Annotated in this window: 16 protein-coding genes; 10 read left to right on the top strand and 6 right to left on the bottom strand. The window is 61.4% G+C overall.

Annotated features, from left to right (window positions below):
• Window positions 1–86: 86 nt before the first annotated feature.
• From H096_RS04305 to H096_RS04260, 10 genes are read left to right on the top strand one after another with little or no spacing between them, the layout of a single operon-like run.
• Window positions 87–1,046: a DUF523 and DUF1722 domain-containing protein gene (locus tag H096_RS04305; protein WP_033896977.1), complete on the top strand. Its 960-nt coding sequence runs from the start codon at window positions 87–89 to the stop codon at window positions 1,044–1,046.
• Between the two features lie 3 nt (window positions 1,047–1,049).
• Window positions 1,050–1,979: a MerR family transcriptional regulator gene (locus tag H096_RS04300; protein ID WP_033896976.1), complete on the top strand. Its 930-nt coding sequence runs from the start codon at window positions 1,050–1,052 to the stop codon at window positions 1,977–1,979.
• Window positions 1,980–3,425: a deoxyribodipyrimidine photo-lyase gene (gene phrB, locus H096_RS04295; RefSeq protein WP_033896975.1), complete on the top strand. Its 1,446-nt coding sequence runs from the start codon at window positions 1,980–1,982 to the stop codon at window positions 3,423–3,425. It abuts the gene before it with no gap.
• A complete protein-coding gene (locus H096_RS04290; protein WP_033896974.1) occupies window positions 3,418–3,840 on the top strand; it encodes a nuclear transport factor 2 family protein in 423 nt (140 codons plus the stop codon). The genes phrB and H096_RS04290 overlap by 8 nt, the downstream gene beginning before the upstream one ends.
• Window positions 3,837–4,619, top strand: coding sequence for an SDR family NAD(P)-dependent oxidoreductase (locus H096_RS04285; protein ID WP_033896973.1), 783 nt, complete (start codon window positions 3,837–3,839; stop codon window positions 4,617–4,619). Before H096_RS04290 ends, H096_RS04285 begins: the two co-directional genes overlap by 4 nt.
• Window positions 4,616–5,863, top strand: a complete 1,248-nt coding sequence (locus H096_RS04280; protein ID WP_033896969.1) for an FAD-dependent oxidoreductase — start codon at window positions 4,616–4,618, stop codon at window positions 5,861–5,863. The genes H096_RS04285 and H096_RS04280 overlap by 4 nt, the downstream gene beginning before the upstream one ends.
• A complete protein-coding gene (locus H096_RS04275) occupies window positions 5,860–6,669 on the top strand; it encodes a DUF1365 domain-containing protein (protein ID WP_033896968.1) in 810 nt (269 codons plus the stop codon). Before H096_RS04280 ends, H096_RS04275 begins: the two co-directional genes overlap by 4 nt.
• Complete coding sequence (locus tag H096_RS04270) at window positions 6,656–7,927, top strand: cyclopropane-fatty-acyl-phospholipid synthase family protein (RefSeq protein WP_033896967.1); 1,272 nt, start codon at window positions 6,656–6,658, stop codon at window positions 7,925–7,927. The genes H096_RS04275 and H096_RS04270 overlap by 14 nt, the downstream gene beginning before the upstream one ends.
• Window positions 7,920–8,405 carry a DUF2878 domain-containing protein gene (locus H096_RS04265; protein WP_033896966.1) on the top strand — a complete coding sequence of 162 codons (486 nt, stop codon included), beginning with the start codon at window positions 7,920–7,922 and terminating at the stop codon, window positions 8,403–8,405. The genes H096_RS04270 and H096_RS04265 overlap by 8 nt, the downstream gene beginning before the upstream one ends.
• Window positions 8,406–8,457: 52 nt before the next feature.
• Window positions 8,458–8,763 carry a YkgJ family cysteine cluster protein gene (locus H096_RS04260; protein WP_033896965.1) on the top strand — a complete coding sequence of 102 codons (306 nt, stop codon included), beginning with the start codon at window positions 8,458–8,460 and terminating at the stop codon, window positions 8,761–8,763.
• 72 nt (window positions 8,764–8,835) lie between these two features.
• Here the strand turns inward: H096_RS04260 and H096_RS04255 are convergent, their stop codons facing one another.
• From H096_RS04255 to hemA, 6 genes are all read right to left on the bottom strand, one after another.
• Window positions 8,836–9,354 (bottom strand): acyloxyacyl hydrolase, encoded by a 519-nt coding sequence (locus H096_RS04255; RefSeq protein ID WP_033896963.1) that lies wholly within the window; start codon window positions 9,352–9,354, stop codon window positions 8,836–8,838.
• A 112-nt stretch (window positions 9,355–9,466) separates the two neighbouring features.
• A complete protein-coding gene (gene murI / locus H096_RS04250) occupies window positions 9,467–10,261 on the bottom strand; it encodes a glutamate racemase (RefSeq protein WP_033896961.1) in 795 nt (264 codons plus the stop codon).
• Complete coding sequence (locus tag H096_RS04245; protein WP_033896960.1) at window positions 10,254–11,009, bottom strand: molybdopterin-synthase adenylyltransferase MoeB; 756 nt, start codon at window positions 11,007–11,009, stop codon at window positions 10,254–10,256. The genes murI and H096_RS04245 overlap by 8 nt, the downstream gene beginning before the upstream one ends.
• Window positions 11,003–11,833 carry a peptide chain release factor N(5)-glutamine methyltransferase gene (gene prmC, locus H096_RS04240; RefSeq protein WP_033896959.1) on the bottom strand — a complete coding sequence of 277 codons (831 nt, stop codon included), beginning with the start codon at window positions 11,831–11,833 and terminating at the stop codon, window positions 11,003–11,005. Before prmC ends, H096_RS04245 begins: the two co-directional genes overlap by 7 nt.
• Window positions 11,834–12,916, bottom strand: a complete 1,083-nt coding sequence (gene prfA, locus H096_RS04235; RefSeq protein WP_033896958.1) for a peptide chain release factor 1 — start codon at window positions 12,914–12,916, stop codon at window positions 11,834–11,836.
• Entirely contained in the window at window positions 12,913–14,202 is a 1,290-nt protein-coding gene (gene hemA / locus H096_RS04230; protein ID WP_033896957.1) for a glutamyl-tRNA reductase, read from the bottom strand. The genes prfA and hemA overlap by 4 nt, the downstream gene beginning before the upstream one ends.
• Between the last annotated feature and the right edge of the window lie 95 nt (window positions 14,203–14,297).

Raw genomic sequence — 14,297 nt, 5'->3', positions numbered from 1 at the left:
ATTTGACTTGTACAGCATCGAATCTATGATGGGATTTAGTTGTACAAGATTTAAGCCTTGTACAGGAATCTTGCAGAGGTTCGTTTATGTCCAGCCCCACCAAACCAAAGATCGCCATCAGCGCCTGCCTCCTGGGCGAGAACGTGCGCTTCAACGGCGGCCATAAACAATCCCTGCTGTGCAGCCAGACCCTTGCCGACTATTTCGACTTCGTGCCGCTGTGCCCCGAGGTCGCCATCGGCCTGGGCATTCCCCGCGAACCGATCCGCCTGGTGGGCGACCCGGCCCACCCGCAAGCTGTCGGCACGGTACACCGCGAACTGAACGTCACCCAGCCGCTGGATGATTATGGCCAGCAGATGGCGTCGGAACACACCGACCTGTGCGGTTACATCTTCATGCAGAAGTCACCGTCGTGCGGCCTGGAGCGGGTCAAGGTCTACCGCGACAACGGCACACAAGTCGATGGTGGCGGGCGCGGCATCTACGCCCAAGCCTTTTGCGCGCGTCACCCCAATCTGCCGGTGGAAGAAGACGGTCGATTGAATGACCCGGTGCTGCGGGAAAACTTCCTGACCCGCGTCTTCGTCTACGCCGATTGGCAACAGCTGTTGGCTGAAGGGCTGACCCGCCACCGCCTACTGGCCTTCCATTCACGCTACAAATACCTGTTGATGGCCCACAGCCCGGCGCACTACAAAAGCCTCGGCCACCTGCTGGGCAGCATGACCAAAGAGACCCACCTCGATGAATTGGCCGCCTGTTACTTCAGCGACCTGATGACAGGCCTGAGCCAATGCGCCACCCGCGGCACCCACACCAATGTGCTGCAACACATCAGCGGTTACCTCAAACAAGTCATCAGTGCCGACGATAAGCAGGAAATGCAGACCGTCATCGGCCAGTACCGCCAAGGCATCGTGCCGCTGGTGGTGCCTCTCACCCTGCTCAAGCACCACTTTCGCCAACACCCGGACCGCTACATCGCGCAGCAGGCCTACCTGCAACCGCACCCGGAAAACCTCAGCCTGCGAAATGCGATCTAGCCCATGAAAGCTGCCCTGCAAGACGAACCCGGCGAAGACATCGCCCAAGCCCTCGAAGACGGCTGGCTGCCGATCCGCGAGGTGGCGCGCCAGACCGGCGTCAACGCCGTGACCCTGCGCGCCTGGGAACGCCGCTATGGCCTGATCGTGCCCCAGCGCACGCCCAAGGGCCATCGGTTGTTCAGCGCCGAACATGTACAACGCATCCACACCATCCTCACCTGGCTTAATCGCGGCGTGCCGGTGAGCCAGGTCAAAGGCCTGATCGACTCAGCACTCAGCGTTCCCGATGCCGTGGAAAACGAATGGCACACCTTGCGCCAGACCCTGGTGCAGGCCATCAGCGAATTGGCCGAGCGCCGGGTGGATGACGCCTTCAACCAAGCCATGGCGCTATACCCGCCGCGCACACTGTGCGAGCAACTGCTGCTGCCATTGCTGCAGGAGTTGGAACAACGCTGGCAAGGCCAGTTCGGCGCACAGATGGAGCGGGTGTTTTTCCTGTCCTGGCTGCGTAGCAAGTTTGGTGCGCGCATCTATCACAACAATCGCCAGCTGCATGGCGCGCCGCTGCTGCTGGTGAATCAATCCGACCTGCCCTTGGAGCCGCACCTGTGGCTCAGCGCCTGGCTCGCCAGCAGCGCCGATTGCCCGGTGGAAGTGTTCGACTGGCCGCTGCCTGCCGGCGAACTGGCGCTGGCAGTGGAGCACCTGCAACCGCGCGCCGTGCTGCTGTATTCGAGCAAGGCGCTCCACCTGTCGGTTTTCGCAAAACTTTTGAGTGGCGTCAGTTGCCCAAAATTGATGGTCGGACCAACGGTATGCATCCACCAGGCCGAGTTGACCGTATTAACCCAGGACATCCCTGATTTGTTCGTCGCCGAAGAGCTGTTGTCGGCCCACCAGCTATTGATCCAGCGTGGACTCGTTTAAATGCATTTGATCTGGCTGCGCACCGACCTGCGCCTACACGACAACACCGCCCTGGCCGCCGCGAGCCAGCGAGGACCGATTGCCGCCGTGTACCTGATCACGCCGCAGCAATGGCTCGCCCACGACGATGCGCCGTGCAAAGTCGACTTTTGGCTACGTAACCTGCAAGACCTGAGCAAGACGCTGGGCGCGCGGAACATCCCCCTGCTGATTCGCACTGCGGCCACCTGGGATAAGGCGCCCGACGTATTGAGCAAACTGTGCCGTGAACTGTCGGTTGAGTCGGTCCACGTCAACGAGGAATACGGCATCCACGAAAGTCGTCGGGACGCTGCGGTGTCCAAGGCCTTGGAAGCCGATGGCGTGACGTTCCACAGCTACCTTGATCAACTGTTCTTCCAACCCGGCAGCGTGTTGACCAAAACGGGCACGTATTTCCAGGTGTTCAGCCAGTTCCGCAAGGTTTGCTACACCCGCCTGCACAGCGCTCTGCCGCGCACGGTCGCAGCACCAAAAGCCCAGGCACCGATCAAGCTCAAAAGCGATCCCGTGCCGAACACGGTCGATTGTTTCGAACCACCCAGCGAAGCACTGCGCGCCCTCTGGCCTGCCGGTGAAGACGAAGCCCGACGTCGCCTCGACGCCTTCGCCGACCAGCAAATCAGCTACTACAAGGACGAGCGCGACTTCCCCGCCAAGCCCGGCACCAGTCAGCTCTCCGCCTACCTCGCGGCGGGCGTGGTTTCGCCGCGCCAGTGCCTGCATGCCGCGCTGCAAACCAACGGCGGCGAGTTCGAAAGTGGCGACATGGGCGCCATCACCTGGATCAACGAACTGCTCTGGCGCGAGTTCTACAAGCACATCCTGGTGGGTTACCCACGGGTCTCACGCCATCGCGCGTTCCGCCCCGAGACCGAAGCCGTGGCCTGGCGCAACGCGCCCAAGGACCTGGCCGCCTGGCAGGAAGCGCGTACCGGCTTGCCGATCATCGACGCCGCCATGCGCCAACTGCTGGAAACCGGCTGGATGCACAACCGCCTGCGCATGGTGGTGGCGATGTTCCTGACCAAGAACCTACTGATCGACTGGCGCGAAGGCGAGCGTTTCTTCATGCGCCACTTGATCGATGGCGACCTCGCTGCCAACAACGGCGGCTGGCAGTGGAGCTCGTCCACCGGCACTGATTCGGCGCCGTACTTCCGGATATTCAGCCCGTTGAGTCAGTCGGAGAAATTCGACAGCGAGGGCATTTTCATCAAGCACTGGCTGCCGGAATTGGCCGCGCTGAATAAAAAAGAAGTGCACAACCCCGAAGCCGTCGGCGGCTTGTTCGGCGTGGCCGACTACCCGCGTTCGATTGTCGACCTGAAGAAATCCCGCGAACGCGCCCTGGCCGCCTTCCGCAGCCTACCTTCGCGCCATGCTGTCGGGGGCGAACATGAGTGATTTCCTGCGCCGATTCGCCCAGGCGTTCGCCACGCTCGACAAGCACAACCTGCATTTGCTCGACAACCTGTACAGCCCGGACATCGCCTTTGCCGACCCGCTGCACGAAGTCCACGGCCTGCCCGCCCTGCACCGCTACTTCGCAGAGCTGTACAGCAACGTCAGCCAACTGCGCTTCGACTTCCACGGCTTCGACCAGGTGGCCGAAGGCGAAGGTTACCTGCGCTGGAAAATGAGTTTCTGCCACCCGCGCCTGGCGGGCGGCAAGGTCATCCGCGTGGAAGGCTGCTCGCACTTGATGTGGCGTGACAAGGTGTACCGCCATCGAGATTACTTCGATGCCGGCGCCCTGCTGTACGAACACTTGCCCGTACTGGGCAGCGTCATCAGTTGGCTGAAAAGGAGAATGGGATGAGCAGCACAGTGCCCCGTCGTTATTGGCTGACCGGCGCCAGCAGTGGCATCGGGGCCGCGCTGGCCGTGGAGTTGCTCAACAGCGGCGCCCATGTAGCGCTGAGTTCGCGCACCAAAGGGCCTTTGGAAGCGCTCGCGCAGCGTTACCCCGGCCAAGTGCTGGTAGTCGCGGGCGACCTGACCAACAGCCAGACCGTGCGCGAGATCGGTGAACATATTGGCGTGGTCTGGGGTTCGCTGGACACCGTAATCCTCAATGCAGGCACCTGTGAGTACGTAGACGCACAGCAGTTTGATTCATCGATCATCGAGCACGTGGTGCGCACTAACCTGCTGGCCAGCAGTTATTGCATCGAAGCCGCGCTGCCACTGTTGCGCGCAGGGCACACGCCACATCTGGTGGGAGTCGCCAGCGCCGTGACCTACCTGCCGATGCCCCGCGCCGAAGCCTACGGTGCGTCGAAGGCCGGCCTGCGCTACCTGTTCGAATCCTTGCGCATCAGCCTGTCGCCGGAAAATATCGACGTTACAGTGATCAGCCCGGGGTTTGTCGACACGCCGCTCACCGAACGCAATGACTTCCCCATGCCACTCAGTTGGCCGGCGGACAAGGCTGCGAAGCATATCTTCAACAAGCTGGAAAAGCGTCCTCTGGAGATTGCCTTTCCCGCGCTGTTCATTGCCGCCCTCTGGCCGCTGTCGAAACTGCCGAATCGCGCGCAGTTGGTCATCGGCAAGCGCATGCTACGCAGCCCACCGCCGAAGAAGGACGACCTGTGAAGATCGCTATCATCGGCAGCGGTATCGCGGGGCTGACCAGTGCCTACCTGCTCAGCCGCCAGCATGAGGTCACGCTGTTCGAAGCGGGCGACCGCATCGGCGGGCATACCCACACGGTCAACGTGACTGTCGAGGGTAAAAGCTATGCGGTGGATACGGGCTTCATCGTATTCAACGACTGGACCTACCCCAACTTCATTCGCCTGCTTGGGCAGATCGGGGTGACGTTCAAACCCACCGAGATGAGCTTTTCGGTGTGCGACGAAAACACTCGGTTCGAATACAACGGCAATAACCTCAACAGCTTGTTTGCCCAGCGTCGCAATATTTTGTCGCCGGGGTTCTGGGGCATGCTGCGTGACATCTTGCGCTTCAATCGCGAGGCGCCGCTCGACCTGCAGGAACAGCGCATCAGCGCCGAGATGACCCTGGGCGACTACCTCGACGCCAACGGTTATGGCGAGCGGTTTATCCGCCATTACATCGTACCGATGGGCGCGGCGATCTGGTCGATGTCCCTGGCCGACATGATGGGTTTCCCCTTGCAGTTCTTCGTGCGTTTCTTCAAGAACCACGGTTTGCTGTCAGTGAGCAACCGCCCGCAATGGTGCGTGATCGAGGGGGGCTCCAGCCGTTACATCGAACCGCTGACCCGCAGCTTTCGTGAACAGATCCGCCTCAATTGCCCTGTGCATAACGTCGAGCGCAGCGACGACGGCGTGGTTATCCACAGCCTGGCCGGCAGTGAGGCATTCGATCGCGTGGTCTTCGCCTGTCACAGCGACCAAGCCCTGGCGTTATTGGCCGACCCGAGCCAGGCCGAACAAGACATCCTCGGTGCCCTGCCCTACGCCGACAACGACGTGGTGCTGCACACCGATACCCGTCTGCTGCCCGACCGCAAACTGGCCTGGGCCAGCTGGAACTACCGGCTGAGCGGCACGGCGCAGAAGCAGGCGGCCGTGACCTATGACATGAACATCCTGCAAGGCATCGACAGCGCCACCACCTTTTGCGTCAGCCTCAACCAGACGCCGATGATCAACCCGCTGAAGGTGCTCGCCCGCTACACCTACGCCCACCCGCAATACAGTCTGGCGGCGGTGGCCGCTCAAGGGCGTCGGGAAGAAATTTCGGGCGTACGCAATACCTTTTATTGCGGCGCCTATTGGGCCAGCGGCTTCCACGAAGACGGCGTGGTCAGCGCGCTGCACGTGGCCCAAGCCTTTGGGGAAACCCTGTGAACAGCGCCCTGTACAGCGGCTGGATTGCCCATCGCCGGTTTGCGCCCAAGGCCCATGCCTTTCGCTACCGCATCGGCTTGCTGTACCTGGATTTGAGCGAAGAACACGAAGTGCTTGGCCTTTCGCCCCTGGCCGGACGTAGCCGCCTGGCGCCCTTCGGTTTTCGCCAGCAGGACTACCTGCGTGAATTGACGCGCACCGGCATGAGTTTGAGCGATGCGGTGCGCCAGGAAGTCGGCAAGGCGCTGGGGCGCACACCCCAGGGCGTTATCTGCCTACTGACCCAGGCCCGCAGTTGGGGCCTGGCTTTTAATCCCGTGAGTTTCTTCTACTGCTTCGAGAGCGACGGACGTCTGGCCGCGATCCTGTGTGAAGTGACCAACACCCCATGGCGCGAGCGTTATCACTACGTGCTGCCGGCCCAGGCCCTGGCTGCGGAGGAGCACCAACACTTCGCCGTGGCCAAGGCCTTCCATGTCTCGCCATTCTTGCCGCGCGACCTGGAATACCGCATGAGCTTCAGCCCGCCCGCCGCCAGACTCGGCGTGCACATGGCCGATTGGCAAGGCGAACTGAAAGTCTTCGATGCGACCTTGAGCCTGCAAAAAGAGACGCTCAACCGCGCGAGCCTGCACCGCTACCTGTGGCGCTTTCCCTGGATGACCGCCAAGACCTGCCTCGCGATCTATTTGCAGGCCCTGCGCCTGTTGCTCAAACGCACACCGATTTTTTCCCACCGGGCCGCCGATGGCGCCTCTCGCACTGCAGTCGGGTACACCAAGGATCGCCGCCATGAAATCCCCTAGCTTATCGGTCAAGACCCATCGCCTGAACGTCAACGGCATGACCGCCGCGCTGCTGCGCAAGGCCGTGCTGCGTCAACTCAGCCAATTGCGCCATGGCCAGTTGGTGGTGATCGAGGACGGCGAGCGGCAAGTCTTCGGCGCACGCGAAGCGCACCTGCTGGGCGAAATCCAGATCCTTGATTCGGCCGTGTGGGGCCTGGTGGCAGCCAACGGTTCTATCGGCGCCGGTGAGGCATTTATCCACGGTTACTGGAGCAGCCCGGACCTCACAGCAGTGGTTCGCGTGATGGTCAGCAACCTCGATGTGCTCGACGCAATGGAAGGCGGCCTCGCTCGCCTGGCCCGTCCGTTCACCCAGGGCCTGCACTGGCTCAATCGCAATACACGCAAGGGCTCGCAGAAAAATATCGCCGCCCACTACGACCTGGGCAATGACCTGTTCGAAGAATTCCTCGACCCGACCATGATGTACTCGGCGGCGCAATTCCTGACCGCCGACGACACTTTGGAGCAGGCGCAACTGAACAAGCTGGAGCGCATCTGCCAGAAGCTGGCGCTCAAACCGAGCGACCACCTGCTGGAGATCGGCACCGGCTGGGGCAGCATGGCGCTGTATGCCGCGCAGCATTATGACTGCAAGGTCACCACCACGACCTTGTCCAAGGAGCAGTTCGCCTACACCGAAAAACGCATCGCAGCCCTGGGCTTGCAGGACCAGGTCACGCTGCTGTTGCAGGATTACCGCGACCTTACTGGCCAGTACGACAAACTGGTGTCCATCGAGATGATCGAGGCGGTGGGCCATCGCTTTCTGCCGACCTACTTCAAACAGTGCGCGCACCTGCTCAAGAGCGACGGCCTGATGCTGCTGCAAGCCATCACCATTCGTGACCAACGCTACGAACAGGCGAAAACCAACGTCGACTTTATCCAGCGCTACATTTTCCCCGGCGGCGCTCTGCCTTGCGTGCAAAAGATGCTGCAGATCGTCAGCCGCGACACCGACATGAACCTGCTGCACATGGAAGATTTCGGCCTGCACTACGCGCGAACCTTGCGCCTGTGGCATGAGAACTTTCGCCGCGCACACGGCCGCCTTGCAGAACTGGGCTACGACGAATACTTCCTGCGGCTGTGGGAGTTCTACCTGTGCTACTGCGAAGGTGGCTTTATGGAGCGCACCATCGGCACCGCGCAATTGCTGCTGGCCAAGCCGTCCGCGATCAACCCGCCGCTGCTCGGGCGCTTCAGTGCTTAAGACGCTGGCCAACGCCGTGCTGTTTCAGTGCGGTTGGTTTGCGTGTGTGCTGGGTGGCGACAGTTTGTGGCTTCTCGTTGGGCTGGCTGCGCTGGCGATTCACCTGCTGTGGATAAGTTCGTGGGCTGAGGACGGCAGGTTGATCCTGGGCGTGACCTTATTGGGCACGTTGATAGATACGTTGTTACGCACCGTGGGTTTTTTCCAGTTCAGCGAGCCTGGGCCGTTGATTCCGCTGTGGTTGATAATGCTCTGGGCGTTATTGGCGACCACACTGCGTCATTGCCTGGCCTGGAGCACTCAGCCTTGGTGGCGTGCCGCTTTACTGGGCAGCGTGGGCGGCCCGATGTCTTACTACGCCGGTAGTCAACTTGCCGGGGTGAACTTCGGTTATTCCTTGGGTGCAAGCCTGGTCGCATTGGCACTGCTGTGGGCTTTGCTCTTTATCCTGCTCGCAAACGCTGCCACAAAAAACTGAAGTCGGTCGGCTTTTACTTGCAGCTTGCCGCTCAAAGCTTGAAGCTGCCGCCATGTCCAACATCCCCCACACCCAAATCACCGAACCCGCCGTCACCTGCTCGACGTGCGCGGCCTGCTGCTGCCAGCTGGAAGTCATGCTGATCACCGACACCGGTGTGCCGGAACGCTATATCGATACCGATGACTGGGGCGGCGAAGTGATGTTGCGTCTGGACGACGGCTGGTGCGCGGCGCTGGATCGGGACACGATGATGTGCACGATCTACGAGCGACGGCCGCTGATCTGCCGGGAGTTCGAGATGGGGGCGCCGGAGTGCCTGACCGAGCGCGAAGGGATCGCAACGGCCTACCGCTGATCCCTTGGCTTTTGTAGTGAGCGGGCTTGCCCCGCGCGAGGCAAGCTCGCTCACCACAGTTCTTTTGGAGGGTTACAGCGGTAGGGTGTAGTGCACCGAGTAACTTTCTACCCCATCGTTGTTGCTGCTGATGCCCGCGTTGGAATAATGCGTGGCACGAATGCCCACTTCATGTCCGCCCGCAAAGCGCAGGCCGAAGCCCAAGCGGTCTTCGAACTGGAAAGCCTGGCCGATGTTGTTGTCTTCCACTTTGGTGCGCGAGAACACCGCCACGCCAATCCCCGCTTCGATGTACGGTTTGACCCTCTCCCCGGCAAACTCATACACAAACACCGGCGAGAACGACAGGCTGCTGACGCTGGCGCGCTTGTCACCGTCCCAATAGGTGTAGGCGCCGCTCCAGTAGCCGGTCAGTCGACCGGTATCGCTCTGCCACCAGCTTTTGTCCCAGTCCGATGTCAGCCCCAGCCGATAGGTCATGGTCGAATCGCTGGTGCTCCCCACACCGAACTCCAGGCCAGCGGCCTGCGCCGAAACAGAGTGCCCCACTACAGCGGCCGCAATCGCGGCCAAACAGAACAAGCGCTTCATAAGAAACATCCTTTCCAAACGAAGTTATATGGTTTTGTACAGGCTATCTCGCTATAGAAGCTGGCGTGTAGTCAGAAGTTCCAGCTTATAACGCCGGTATTTCACGAATTTTTCACGAAGCGAAGCTTCGCACATCGCCCGGATATTTCCATAGTGTCGGTAGGATATTTCTTAGGTGATACACATCGCCGCTGGTCCAGAACTGCGCGGGTTCAGGGTAGCCGTCGGCCAGCAGGTCGCGCTCGCCCAGCAGACGCTTGAGCTGGCGGGCCACGGCGGCGCCGGTGTCGATGAGGATGATGCTGGGAGGCAGCATCTGCGCCAGGAGTGGCTTGAGGAAGGGATAGTGGGTGCAACCAAGAATGATGGTGTCGCAGCCGGCGCTGAGCAGCGGTTCGATGTAACCCTGCAACATCTGGCGCAGGGCTGGGCTGTTCAGGTCACCGCTTTCAATCAGTTCAACCAGGCCGGGGCACGGCTGGGTCACGACCTTCACATCGGTGGCGAAGCGGTCGAGCAAGGCGGCGAACTTGGCGCTTTGCAACGTACCGGTGGTGGCAAGCACCCCGACGACGCCACTGCGAGTAGCGGCGGCTGCGGGCTTGACGGCTGGCTCCATGCCCACCAACGGCCAATCGGGAAAATCCAGGCGCAAGTCGGCAACAGCGGCGACCGTGGCGGTATTACAGGCAATCACGAACGCCTTGGCGCCCCGCTCGCGAAAAAACGCCGCCACCCGCCGCGAACGCTCAAGGATAAACGCCGGGCTTTTCTCGCCGTAGGGAATGTGCCCGCAATCGGCCACGTACAGCAGTGATTCGTGGGGCAACAGCTGCTGGATTTCGTCCAGCACGGTCAACCCGCCGATACCGGAATCGAACACACCGATTGGCGCGCCCTTAACCATGTTGCGTCCCGCACACGCTGCAACCGGGGTCACGTTTGACGCGTAACTCGCGAAAACGCGTGGTCAAGGCATCGATCAGCAACAAACGGCCCACCAGGGGCTCACCGAAACCGGCCAGCAGTTTCAAGGCTTCCAACGCTTGCAGGCTACCGACCAGCCCCACCAGCGGGCCGACCACGCCGGCTTCGCTGCAGGTGAGTTCGGTATCGCTACCGTGCCCATATAAACAGTGGTAGCACGGGCTCTCGGCGCGGCGCGGATCGAACACCGACAGTTGCCCTTCAAGGCGAATGGCGGCACCGCTGATCAAAGGTTTGCCGGCCGCGACGCAAGCCGCGTTGACCGCTTCGCGGGTGGAGAAATTGTCACTGCAATCAAGCACAACGTCCACCGCTTCGACCGCTGCTGCCAGTGAATCGGCATCCAGCGCGGCGCGGTGGGCAATCAACGTGATTTCGGGGTTGATGGCCGTCAGGCGGCGCAGGGCCGAATCGACTTTGGTCTGCCCGACGCTGTCGGTGTCATGGATGATCTGGCGTTGCAGGTTGGTCAGGTCGACAGTGTCGAAGTCCGCCAGATGCAATTCGCCCACGCCCGCCGCCGCCAGGTACAGCGCAACGGGCGCGCCCAGGCCACCGAGGCCGACGATCAAGGCTCGGCCATTTTTCAGGCGTATTTGGCCGTCGATGTCGACATGCTGCAACAGAATCTGTCGGCTATAGCGCAACAGCTCCTGATCGGTCAGCACGGCCGGCGTCCCAGGGTGATGCGCTCGTGGCCGCCGAGGTCGATGCGGCTGTGCACGTCTTCGAAACCTTCACTCAGCAGCAGGTCGCGCACAGCCGGGGCCTGATCGTAACCATGCTCCAACAGTAGGCGGCCGCCCGCATTCAGATGAGCGGGGGCCTGTTTGATGATCAGGCGCAGGTCGTCCAAGCCATCATGGCCAGCCACTAGCGCGCTGGCCGGCTCAAAGCGCACATCGCCCGCTACCAGGTGCGGATCGTTGGCGGCGATGTACGGCGGGTTGCTGATGATCAGGTCGTAGGCATGACCTTGCAGCGCACTGAACCAATGGCTGTTCAACACAGTGGCGTTATTGAGGTGCAACCGCTGACGGTTGCGCTCGGCCAGGGCCACGGCTTCCAACACACGGTCGACGGCGGTGACTTGCCAGGCCGGGCGTTCGCTGGCCAAGGCCAAGGCGATGGCGCCACTGCCAGTGCCCAGGTCAAGGACCTTGGCGGGCGTGGCCGGTAACAACTCCAAGGCGGCTTCCACCAGCAACTCAGTGTCCGGGCGCGGGATCAGCGTGTGGGGCGCGACCTCCAGGTCCAGCTTCCAGAAACCTTGCTGGCCCAGGATATACGCCACCGGCTCACCGCTGCGACGGCGTTGCAGGTAGCCGGCCAACGTCAGCGCGTGTTCGCTGCTGACGATTTTCTCGGGCCAGGTGTGCAAGTAGCTGCGGGACTTACCCAGGGCCGCCGCCAGCAACAATTCGGCATCCAGGCGCGCGGTAGGCGAGTCAGGCAGGTCGGCGGCGCGCAGCAGGCTGGCGATGATGGTCATTTATTCACCTATCGCCGCTAATTGGTCGGCCTGGTATTCGGCAAGCAACGGCTCGATCACGGCGTCCACGCCACCGGCGAGAATCTCGTCCAGGGAGTACAGCGTGAGGTTGACCCGGTGGTCGGTGACCCGGCCCTGGGCAAAGTTGTAGGTACGGATGCGCTCGGAGCGGTCGCCCGAGCCCACCAACAGCTTGCGTTCGCTGGCAATCGCGTTGGCGGCGGCGCTGGTCTGCTGGTCGTTGAGTTTGGCCGACAGCCAGGACATGGCCCGTGCACGGTTCTTGTGCTGGGAGCGTTCTTCCTGGCATTCCACCACGATGCCCGACGGCAAGTGAGTGATGCGGATGGCGGAGTCGGTCTTGTTGACGTGCTGACCGCCAGCGCCCGACGAGCGGTAGGTGTCGACGCGCAAGTCGGCCGGGTTGATCTCGATGGCTTCCTGCTCATCCGGCTCGGGCAGCACGGCTACGGTGCACGCCGAAGTGTGGATACGGCCCTGGGACTCGGTCGCCGGCACGCGCTGTACGCGGTGCGCACCCGATTCGAACTTGAGCTTGCCGTAGACGTTGTCGCCTTCAACCCGCGCGATGACTTCTTTATAGCCGCCATGCTCGCCTTCGTTCTCGGAGAGGATTTCTACCCGCCAACCGCGACGCTCGGCATACCGCGAATACATGCGGAACAGGTCGCCGGAGAAAATCGCCGCCTCGTCACCCCCGGTGCCGGCACGGATTTCAAGGAATACGTTGCGCCCATCATTCGGGTCTTTGGGCAACAGCATGCGTTGCAGGTCGCCCTCCAACGCGATCAGCTTGTCCTTGGCTTCGCGGACTTCTTCCACGGCCATTTCGCGCATGTCCGGGTCGCTATCCTTGAGCAGCGCCTGGGCGCCCTCGAGGTCGGCCTGGGTTTTAAGCCACTGCCCATAGGTGGTCACAATTGGCTCAACTTCCGCGTACTCCTTGGAATACGTACGGAATTTGGCCTGATCAGAGATGACTTCGCCATCACCAAGCAAGGCGGTCAGTTCTTCGAAACGGTCCTGGAGCACGTCCAGTTTATTGAGCAGTGACGCTTTCATTGCGGTTTTTTATCCGAAGAGCTATCTGACGCGCCCTCACCGAGGGCAAAGAGTTCCTGGGCCATGGCCAGCGCATCGAGGCGGCCTTCGGCGGTAAGCTTTTTTAATTGTACGCTGGGCGCGTGGAGCAATTTGTTGGTGAGACCGCGCGCCAGTTGCATCAGCACTTCTTCGGCGCTGCTGCCGTTGGCCAGCAAACGCTGGGCCTTGATCAGCTCTTCGTCGCGCAGGCGTTCGCCCTGCTGACGATACGCCTTGAGCACATCCACCGCCGCCAATTCACGCAGGCGCACCATGAAGTCTTCGGCGCCGGTGCTGACCATCTCTTCGGCCGCCTGGGCGGCGCCCTGGCGGCTCTTGAGGTTTTCGGCGACCACTTCGTGCAGATCGTCGACGCTATAGAGGTAAACGTCGTCCAACTCGCCGACTTCGGGTTCGATATCCCGCGGAACGGCAATATCCACCATGAAGATGGGCTTGTGCTTGCGCAGCTTCAAGGCGCTCTCGACCGCGCCCTTGCCCAGGATCGGCAACTGGCTGGCGGTGGAGCTGATGACGATATCGCTGCGCACCAGCTCGGCCGGGATATCCGCCAGCAACACGGCATGCGCACCGAACTGCTCGGCAAGGATGCTCGCCCGCTCCAGGGTACGGTTGGCGACCACAATGCGCTTCACGCCCAGGTCATGCAGGTGGCGGGCGACCAGGGTGATGGTCTCGCCGGCGCCGATCAGCAGGGCCTGGCTGCGCTGCAAGTCACTGAAAATCTGTTTGGCCAGGCTGACGGCAGCAAACGCCACGGATACCGGGTTTTCACCGATGGCGGTGTCAGTGCGTACCTGCTTGGCGGAATTGAAGGTGGCCTGGAACAAACGACCCAATAACGGGCCAACAGTACCGGCCTCGCGCGCCACGGCATAGGCGGACTTCATCTGGCCAAGAATCTGCGGTTCGCCCAACACCAGCGAATCGAGACCGGACGCCACACGCATCATGTGACGAACTGCCGCATCCTCTTCGTGCACGTAAGCGCTCGCGCGCAGGTCGTCGAGATCCAAATGGTGGTAATCGGCGAGCCAGCGCAGTACGACATCCGCTGAAAGATGTTCCTGCTCTATATAAAGCTCGCTGCGATTGCAGGTCGAAAGGATCGCAGCTTCGCGACTGTCGGTGAGCCGGCAGAGCTGCTGCAGGGCCTCAACCAACTGCTCTGGCGTAAACGCCACGCGCTCGCGCACGTCTACGGAGGCAGTCTTGTGGTTAATACCGAGTGCGAGGAAGGCCATTCAATATCGCTGATGATGTCGGGAAGCCGACAATTGTCCTACTTCGAAAGATTCAGAACAACCACCGTAAGCTATTGTCCTAATGCCTTGTGTCT

It is taken from the genome of Pseudomonas sp. FH1, from assembly GCF_000510895.2.
Classification (GTDB): Bacteria; Pseudomonadota; Gammaproteobacteria; order Pseudomonadales; family Pseudomonadaceae; genus Aquipseudomonas; species Aquipseudomonas azotoformans_A.
Note: the sequence above shows the minus strand (reverse complement) of the source record. Positions and strands in the feature narration are given on the sequence as shown.